The following is a 5,339-nucleotide window of genomic DNA, read 5'->3' on the forward strand; positions in this document are numbered from 1 at the left end:
GGGCGCATCGTCGCCGTTCACGCCTCAGGCAGCTCTTCAACTCACGGCAAGCGCCTCACCATGGAGTGCCCGCCCGCTTACCTCGACGACGTGGGTCTGGGCGACAGCATTGCGCTGAATGGCGCCTGCATGACCGTCACCTCGCTGGATGCCGCACAGCGCCAGTTCACGGTGGACGTCTCGGCCGAATCGCTGGACAAGACCGCCGGACTGGCGCAGACCGGCGCCATCAACCTCGAAAAAGCCTTGCGCGCCAACGACCGCTTGGGTGGCCACATGGTGTCGGGCCATGTCGATGGCATCGGCCAGGTGACGCATTTTGCGCAGGTCGGTGAAAGCTGGGAGCTGCGGGTACTGGCGCCCAAAGCGCTGGCCAAATACCTCGCCTACAAGGGGTCGATCACGGTCAACGGCGTCAGCCTGACGGTGAACCACATCCAGGATCTGGAGACCGGTTGTGAGATGAGCATCAACCTGATTCCGCACACGGTTCAGAACACCGCGCTGGGAACGCTCAAAACTGGATCTCATTTGAATTTGGAAATTGATTTGATCGCGCGCTATGTCGAGCGCATGCTGACCGTCGATCCGCAGCAGACCGGCCCGCTCACGCTTTAAACGCGTTACCGCCCACCCCCCTTCCCAACACTTCGTGAAAGATATTCGTATGACCGCCCCCTCCCCTGTGGCAATTTCTCCGGTTGAAGACATCGTGGCTGACATGCGCGCCGGTCGCATGGTGATTCTGGTGGACGAAGAAGACCGCGAGAACGAAGGCGACCTGGTGCTGGCCGCAGACCACGTCACCGCTGACGCTATCAACTTCATGGCGCGTTTTGGTCGCGGCCTGATTTGTCTGACCCTCACCCGCGAACGCTGTGAACTTCTGCAATTACCGCCCATGACGGTGCGCAATGGCGATAAAAAGGGCACCGCCTTCACGGTGTCGATTGAGGCCTCTGAAGGCGTGACCACTGGTATCTCGGCCGCAGATCGCGCACGCACCGTGCAAGCGGCAGTCGCCAATGACGCCAAAGTTGACGACCTGGTGCAACCCGGCCATATCTTCCCTTTGCAGGCAGTCGAAGGCGGTGTGCTGATGCGCGCGGGGCACACCGAGGCCGGCTGCGATCTGGCCACCATGGCGGGCTGCTCGCCGACGTCGGTGATCTGCGAGATCATGAAGGATGACGGCACCATGGCGCGCCTGCCCGACCTGCAGCTGTTTGCAGCCGTGCATGGCCTCAAGATTGGCACCATTGCCGATCTGATCGCCCACCGCAGCCGGGTCGAGTCGCTGGTCGAAAAACTGGGCTCGCGCCCCCTCAATACCGCCTTTGGCGAATTCACCATTCACGCCTTCAAAGACAAAACCACCCAAGGCGTTCACCTGGCACTGGTCAAAGGCCAGTGGGGGCCCACCGACACGGTACTGGCTCGCGTGCATGAGCCGCTGTCGGTGCTGGACGCGCTGGAAGTGGGCCGCGCCATGCACTCCTGGAGTCTGGATGCCAGCCTGGCACGCGTCGCTTCGGAGGGCCAAGGCGTGGTGGTGTTCCTCAATTGCGGCGAGAGCGCCGAGCAACTGCTGGCGCAGTTTGACGGCACCGCCCGTGCCAGCCACGGCCCGGAGCGGGGCCGCATGGACCTGCGCAGCTATGGTATTGGCGCGCAGATTTTGCGCGAATGTGGCGTGCACAAGATGAACCTCATGGGCAACCCCCGCCGCATGCCCAGCATGGCAGGCTACGGGCTGGAAATTGCCGGTTACATCACGAAGTAATGAAACCTTGTGGGACAGACCGCAGTTACGCGAAGCGAACCAGCTCTGTCCCCAACCATTTAGGAGAACATCATGTTTGGCGCAGACAAAGGAACACTGGATTCCACCGACATCCGCTTGAACGGCAAGAAATTGACCATTGGCATCGTTCAAGCCCGTTTTAACGAGCCCATTACCAACGCGCTGGTCGAGGCCTGCCGGGCCGAGCTCATCGCGCTGGGCGTCCCGGAAAAACACATCGACCTGGTGATCGTGCCGGGCGCGCTGGAAGTGCCCGTGGCCTTGATGGCCATGGCTGAAAAATTGAAATACGACGCGTTGGTGGCGATCGGCTGCATCATTCGTGGCGAAACCTATCATTTCGAGTTGGTTGCCAATGAGTCTGGCGCAGGCGTGAGCCGGGTGGCACTCGACTACCAGTTGCCGATCGCCAACGCGATTCTCACCACCGAGAATCTGGAACAGGCGATTGCCCGGAAAACAGAAAAAGGGCGCGATGCCGCCCGCGTCGCCGTGGAAATGGCCAACCTGCTGGAAGAAATTTGATGACTGACCTGAAACCAAAACCCATGGGCAGCCGCCCTCCGCGGCAGTCCCGTACCGGGGTGACCAGCACCGGTGCGCGCAAGGCAGGCAGCAAATCGGAGCGCTCCCGCGCCCGCGAGTTTGCGTTGCAGGCGCTGTACCAAACGCTGGTCGGCAAGAACGACGTGTCGGATATCGACCTCTTCACCCGCGATCTGGCGGGGTTTTCGAAATCCGACTCGGTGCACTTCGATGCGCTGCTGCACGGCTGCACCGAAGAAGCGGCCGCGCTGGACGCCCTGCTCGTGCCCCTGCTCGACCGCAAGCTCGCAGAAATTTCACCGGTTGAGCACGCCGTCATGTGGATTGGCGCCTACGAGCTCCAGCACTGTCTGGATGTGCCGTGGCGCGTGGTGCTCAATGAATGCGTGGAGCTGGCCAAAGAGTTTGGCGGTACCGACGGCCATAAGTACGTCAATGCCGTGCTGAACGGTCTGGCCCCGAGCCTGCGTGCCGCCGAAGTGAGTGCAGACCGGGGCAAATCCCGCCCATGAAGATTTCCAGTCGTGCACAGAGGATTGAGCCTTTTTATGTGATGGAGGTCGCCAAGGCGGCGCAAGCGCTGGCCCGCGAGGTCGCCCACACGGACTCGCCCATGGTTTTCCTGAACATTGGCGAGCCTGACTTCACCGCACCACCACGGGTGCAGGAAGCCGCCTGCAAAGCCGTGCATGACGGCTTGACGCATTACACGCAGGCGACCGGCATGCTGGAGCTGCGCGAGCGCATCAGCCACTGGTATTTGCAGCGCTTCAACGTCAAAGTTCCGGCCAACCGCATTGTGGTCACGGCTGGTGCCTCGGCCGCTTTGCAACTGGCCTGTCTGGCCCTGATCGAATCGGGTGACGAGATTCTCATGCCCGACCCCAGCTACCCGTGCAACCGGCACTTTGTCAGTGCCGCGGACGGCACTGCGGTGCTGATCCCGACCACGGCCGCCGAGCGCTTTCAGCTCAGCGCCGACAAGGTGCAAGCTGCCTGGGGAATGAAGACTCGCGGCAGAACTGGAAGCACACGTGGCGTGCTGCTGGCCTCGCCCTCCAACCCCACCGGCACGTCGATTCACCCGGATGAACTGCGCCGCATTCACACGGTCGTCAGCAACAAAGGCGGCATCACGCTGGTGGATGAAATCTACCTCGGCCTGAGCTACGACCCACAATACGGTCAGACAGCATTGGCGCTGGATGACGACATCATCAGCATCAACAGTTTCAGCAAGTACTTCAACATGACGGGCTGGCGCCTGGGCTGGATGGTGGTGCCTGTACGCATCGTGCCGGTCATCGAGCGCTTGGCGCAAAACCTGTATATCTGCCCCAGCACCATCGCACAATATGCCGCCCTGGCCTGCTTTGAGGCTGAGAGCATTGCGGAATACGAGCGCCGGCGCGCTGAATTCAAAGCCCGGCGCGACTACTTCATTCCCGCACTCAACGCCCTGGGCCTGAGCGTGCCGGTGATGCCCGACGGTGCGTTCTATGCCTGGGCTGACTGCTCTGCGGCCTGCAAAAAACTGGGCCAAAAATTGGGAAATGACGCCAGCGTCAAAGACAGCTGGGATCTGGCTTTCGAGATCATGAAACGCGCCCATGTGGCCGTCACGCCGGGGCGCGACTTTGGCGTCGCCAACACCCACAATTTCATCCGTTTTTCCACCGCCAGTTCGATGCCGCAGTTGAAAGTCGCCATCGAACGATTGAAAGCCTTGCTGTCATGACGGGTGCGATGCACCCCGAACGGACTTTTTCCTGGCCGGTGCGAGTCTATTGGGAAGACACGGATGCCGGTGGCATCGTGTTCTATGCCAACTACCTGAAATTTTTTGAGCGGGCCCGCACCGAGTGGCTGCGCTCACTCGGAATTGAGCAGCGTGTGCTGCGCGAAACCACCGGCGGCATGTTTGTGGTGAGCGACACCCGCATCCGCTATCACCAGCCGGCACGTCTGGATGACGAACTTTCTGTTACAGCCCGACCTTTGGAAACGGGTCGCGCATCCATGACAATACAACAGCAGGCGCTGCTCAAAACACAGGCCGGAAACGTCCTCTTGTGTGAAGGTACCATCCGCGTTGGCTGGATCAATGCCACCAGCTACAAGCCCGCGAGAATCCCACAAACCATTCTGGAAACCCTGAAATGAACCAAGACCTGTCGATCCTCCATCTGGTGCTCAACGCCAGTGTGGTCGTGCAATTGGTGATGTTGCTGCTGGTGGTCATCTCCGTGTCCAGCTGGGCTGCCATCTTTCGCAAGCTCTTTGCCTTGAAACGGGTGAAAGCGCTCAACGACGACTTCGAGCGCGAGTTCTGGTCTGGCACCAGCCTGAACGACCTGTTTGCCGCCGCCACCAAAAACGCCCGCGAGTCGGGCCCGATGGAGCGTATTTTTGCCAGCGGCATGCGCGAATTCCAGAAGCTGCGCGAAAAACATATCACGGATGCCAGCACCTTGATGGACGGCGCCCGCCGCGCCATGCGGGCCAGCTTCCAGCGCGAAATGGATGTGGTGGAAATCAATCTGTCCTTCCTCGCCTCGGTCGGTTCGGTCTCGCCCTATGTGGGCTTGTTTGGCACGGTGTGGGGCATCATGCACGCCTTCACCGGACTGGCGTCCCTGCAGACGGTGACACTTGCCACGGTCGCCCCCGGCATTGCCGAAGCGCTGGTCGCCACCGCGATCGGCCTGTTTGCGGCCATTCCAGCCGTCGTGGCCTACAACCGGTTTGCCCGGGATATCGACCGCATAGCGATCCGGCTGGAAACCTTCATCGAAGAGTTCTCCAACATCCTGCAGCGCAATGTGGGCGCGCAGTCGGCCTCCGGCCACTAGACAAGGAGTTTGACCATGCCCTCCCTGGTCAGCCGCGGACGCGGACGCCGCACCATCAACGAAATCAACATGGTGCCCTTCATCGACGTGATGCTGGTGCTGCTCATCATCTTCATGGTGACGGCCCCGCTCATCAC

At 60.9% G+C, this 5,339-nt stretch carries 8 protein-coding genes; all 8 read left to right on the forward strand.

Annotated elements, in window-relative coordinates:
• On the forward strand, positions 1 to 618 hold a 618-nt coding region (locus tag B3V69_RS20360; protein WP_296449557.1), incomplete at its 5' end, for a riboflavin synthase.
• A 49-nt stretch (positions 619 to 667) separates the two neighbouring features.
• Positions 668 to 1,783 carry a bifunctional 3,4-dihydroxy-2-butanone-4-phosphate synthase/GTP cyclohydrolase II gene (gene ribBA, locus B3V69_RS20365; RefSeq protein ID WP_296449560.1) on the forward strand — a complete coding sequence of 372 codons (1,116 nt, stop codon included), beginning with the start codon at positions 668 to 670 and terminating at the stop codon, positions 1,781 to 1,783.
• A gap of 72 nt (positions 1,784 to 1,855) precedes the next feature.
• Complete coding sequence (gene ribH, locus B3V69_RS20370) at positions 1,856 to 2,329, forward strand: 6,7-dimethyl-8-ribityllumazine synthase (RefSeq protein ID WP_296449562.1); 474 nt, start codon at positions 1,856 to 1,858, stop codon at positions 2,327 to 2,329.
• On the forward strand, positions 2,329 to 2,862 hold the full coding sequence (nusB, locus tag B3V69_RS20375; RefSeq protein WP_296449565.1) for a transcription antitermination factor NusB: 534 nt from the start codon (positions 2,329 to 2,331) through the stop codon (positions 2,860 to 2,862). Before ribH ends, nusB begins: the two co-directional genes overlap by 1 nt.
• Positions 2,859 to 4,088 (forward strand): pyridoxal phosphate-dependent aminotransferase, encoded by a 1,230-nt coding sequence (locus B3V69_RS20380; RefSeq protein ID WP_296449569.1) that lies wholly within the window; start codon positions 2,859 to 2,861, stop codon positions 4,086 to 4,088. Before nusB ends, B3V69_RS20380 begins: the two co-directional genes overlap by 4 nt.
• An 8-nt stretch (positions 4,089 to 4,096) precedes the next feature.
• Positions 4,097 to 4,513, forward strand: a complete 417-nt coding sequence (ybgC, locus tag B3V69_RS20385; protein ID WP_296449572.1) for a tol-pal system-associated acyl-CoA thioesterase — start codon at positions 4,097 to 4,099, stop codon at positions 4,511 to 4,513.
• Positions 4,510 to 5,202: a protein TolQ gene (tolQ, locus tag B3V69_RS20390; protein WP_296449575.1), complete on the forward strand. Its 693-nt coding sequence runs from the start codon at positions 4,510 to 4,512 to the stop codon at positions 5,200 to 5,202. Before ybgC ends, tolQ begins: the two co-directional genes overlap by 4 nt.
• Before the next feature lie 15 nt (positions 5,203 to 5,217).
• Positions 5,218 to 5,339, forward strand: a 122-nt coding sequence (locus tag B3V69_RS20865) for a biopolymer transporter ExbD (RefSeq protein ID WP_414707588.1), incomplete at its 3' end; no start/stop codon positions are given.

Source organism: Rhodoferax sp. UBA5149, from assembly GCF_002413825.1.
In the GTDB taxonomy this organism is placed as follows: domain Bacteria; phylum Pseudomonadota; class Gammaproteobacteria; order Burkholderiales; family Burkholderiaceae_C; genus Rhodoferax.

Excerpts from the sequence above, each read along its gene's own strand:
- ybgC (WP_296449572.1), top strand. The coding sequence starts at position 4,097 with ATGCACCCCGAACGGACTTTTTCCTGGCCGGTGCGAGTCTATTGGGAA.
- ribH (WP_296449562.1), top strand. The coding sequence starts at position 1,856 with ATGTTTGGCGCAGACAAAGGAACACTGGATTCCACCGACATCCGCTTG.
- nusB (WP_296449565.1), top strand. The coding sequence starts at position 2,329 with ATGACTGACCTGAAACCAAAACCCATGGGCAGCCGCCCTCCGCGGCAG.
- tolQ (WP_296449575.1), top strand. The coding sequence starts at position 4,510 with ATGAACCAAGACCTGTCGATCCTCCATCTGGTGCTCAACGCCAGTGTG.
- ribBA (WP_296449560.1), top strand. The coding sequence starts at position 668 with ATGACCGCCCCCTCCCCTGTGGCAATTTCTCCGGTTGAAGACATCGTG.
- B3V69_RS20380 (WP_296449569.1), top strand. The coding sequence starts at position 2,859 with ATGAAGATTTCCAGTCGTGCACAGAGGATTGAGCCTTTTTATGTGATG.